Below are 2,780 nucleotides of genomic sequence, written 5' to 3'. Positions count from 1 at the left end.
AGTCCAATGAAATGGACGCCCCACCCAGTAGCGGCATCGGTGTGCCAGAGTGGAAGCGTCATCCACCACTCGAATGGAAGGGGCGTCCACTATGAACATTACGACAGTTGGTATCGATCTGGCGAAGAATCTGTTTCAGGTTCATGGGGTCAATGAACAAGGCAGGACTGTTCTCAAGAAGCTACTTAAACGTGACCAGATGGCAAGCTTCTTTGCGAATCTGCCTCCCTGCCTGATTGGCATGGAAGCTTGTGGCAGTGCTCATCACTGGGCACGGAAGCTGCGGAGCTTGGGCCACACGGTACGCTTGATGGCGCCCCAGTTCGTGAAGCCTTACGTAAAGACCAACAAGAACGATATGGCCGATGCCGAGGCCATCTGTGAAGCCGTGGCTCGACCAAATATGCGCTACGTTCCGGTCAAAAGCATGGAGCAGCAAGCGGTGTTGGCATTACATCGAGTTCGGCAAGGATTCGTGAAGGCCCGGACGGCACAGGCAAATCAGATTCGTGGCTTGCTGGCCGAATTCGGGCTGATCATTCCTCAAGGTATCTGACATCTACCACAGCGCATCCCAGCGTTATTGGAAGAGACGAGCAACGAATTGCCCGCCACCTTCCGCCAGTTGGTGGGGCGCCTGCTCGACCACTTGAAAGAGCTTGACCGTCAGGTCGGAGAGGTCGAGTTCCAGATTCAACAATGGCACCGTGACTGTACGGCGAGCCGTCAGTTGGCCGAGATTCCAGGAATCGGCCCCATCACGGCCACCGCATTGGTCGCTTCGATCGGGGATGCAAAAAGCTTTGAGAATGGGCGGCAAGTGGCGGCCTGGCTGGGGCTGGTTCCCAAACAGCACTCCAGCGGAGGGAAAGCGACGCTGCTCGGCATCAGCAAACGAGGCGACACCTATCTACGCACGTTGCTGATTCACGGTGCTCGTGCGGTTCTCTTCGCCATGCAACGCAAGACGCAAAAGGAAGGCAAGGTGAGCCAGGACAACTGGTTGCAGCGATTGCAGCAGCGAAGATGCGTCAACATCGCAGTAGTCGCGCTCGCCAACAAGAATGCGCGCATTGCGTGGGCGCTACTGGCCCATGACCGAACCTACCAGGTTGATTACAGCCCTGATGGACAGTCCGCGTGAGCAGGGAGAGGAAAGTTCAACATCTGCAGGAGATTCAACCCACCGATTGCTCAGGCGATCAACGAGTGATGGCGAAACAGGTTAGACCGTGGTTGGCAGAGCCCGCTATATCCGGAGCACATCAAGTGCGTCAGTCCGATTGGGGCCCCAACCAGCAGATTCCATCAGGGATGGGTAGCGACGTCGCTACCGCTGAAAATCCGCATGTACGGCTGCAATCTCTACCTTCGAGCCACCATGAAATGAGCGCTTGGCAAATTTGGGGCGTCCATGTACGAATATATGACTGCAATCTCAACCTATCTTAACCATCATGATTGAGGGCTTGGCATACAGGGGCGACCATATATGCTTCTTGGTCCACTTGGCATGGATGTCTTTCTGCCGGCGCTTGGCTGGCGACCACTCGGCCGGAGTGGCCTGCTGCTGAACTAGCGCTTTCTCCTCGGCAGTCATGCCCTGACGCGGCACGGGGACGATGCTGGCATCGATCATCTGGCCACCACGGGCGAGATAGCCGTGCTGGTTGAGCTGCCGATTGACCGCAGCAAAGAGGGTGTCGCTGGCATTGGCGGCGATCAGGCGCTCCTTGAAGAGCCAGATCGTGGTGCGGTCCGGAATCTGACTGCTGTCACGCAAACCAACGAAACGCTGAAAGCTCAGGCGGTCGAGCAGTTGAAACTCCATCTGTTCGTCGCTGAGGTTGAACAGTTGCTGAATCAGCAAGACCCGCACCATCAGTTCAGTAGGGAACGGGGGACGCCCACCACGCTCTCGGTTGGGACGAGGGGCGGCACGGTCGATCTCGGCGGCCAGGGCGGCAAAGTCGACATGTTCCTGCAGGATACGCAGCACATCCCCGAGCTTGTCGAGCTTGGCTTCCCGTTCTTGTCCGGCAAACAGGCTGTTCTTGATCATGCTCGAACGCTCCGATGAGTCATGATGCCATCATGCCACGAGCTGGGGTTTTTCGAGGTGCCCAAGAGTGAACCCGCAGCCCTCGAGCTTAGTCACACACTTCCAACACACCCAACTCACTTCACCTCTTGCCAACCCCAGACCAGCAGCCTCGCCCCAAAGAGTCAGGTCATGCAGACGACGGTAACGCTACGCCAAGCCTTCACGCTCAACATTCCACGCACCGTCCGCACGACTATCGAGCCATTTCACTACGCCATCTTCCAGCTCAACCGAACCCGCACATCATGCCATCTGACTAACCGACTAGGATAACCTCACACCTGCCATTTGTACTGATGCCCGGTTTTTTGGATGCCGAATAGATATCGGCACTTACTAACCTTTTAGAAAGTAATGCCATTTCATGTGATAATTTTCTTCATGAAATGCAAACGAAACTCTGACGCCCGCGGGATTGACCACCACACCCTCCAGGTCATGCGCCAGCAAGCCGTCAAGGCGATTCGAGAGGGCCAATCGGTGCAAAGCGTAGCAGCCGCCTACGGTGTCAACCCGCGCACGGTGTTTCGCTGGTTAGCAGACTTTGCCAATGGCGGCCAAAACGCCCTGCTGGCCAAGCCGATCCCGGGGCGTCCACCGAAGGTGACGGCCGATGAGATGAGCTGGCTGGCCAAGGCGGTGAAAGACAATACGCCGCAGCAGTTCAAGTTCGAGT

2 protein-coding genes and 1 pseudogene are annotated in these 2,780 nt (G+C 56.7%); 2 read left to right on the top strand and 1 reads right to left on the bottom strand.

What is annotated here, in order from left to right; all coding sequences use genetic code 11:
* The first annotated feature begins 91 nt into the window (after positions 1-91).
* Positions 92-1,144: pseudogene (locus tag QU481_RS23570) on the top strand (IS110 family RNA-guided transposase).
* Positions 1,145-1,438: 294 nt separating this feature from the next.
* Here QU481_RS23570 and QU481_RS23565 read toward each other — a convergent pair.
* On the bottom strand, positions 1,439-2,062 hold the full coding sequence (locus tag QU481_RS23565) for a transposase (RefSeq protein ID WP_435382757.1): 624 nt from the start codon (positions 2,060-2,062) through the stop codon (positions 1,439-1,441).
* 423 nt (positions 2,063-2,485) lie between these two features.
* On the opposite strand from QU481_RS23565, the gene QU481_RS23560 reads away from it, so the two are divergent.
* Positions 2,486-2,780, top strand: a 295-nt coding sequence (locus QU481_RS23560) for a helix-turn-helix domain-containing protein (RefSeq protein WP_289828410.1), incomplete at its 3' end; no start/stop codon positions are given.

The sequence above is a fragment of the Crenobacter oryzisoli genome (genome assembly GCF_030385785.1).
GTDB lineage: Bacteria > Pseudomonadota > Gammaproteobacteria > Burkholderiales > Chromobacteriaceae > Crenobacter_A > Crenobacter_A oryzisoli.
Note: the sequence above shows the minus strand (reverse complement) of the source record. Positions and strands in the feature narration are given on the sequence as shown.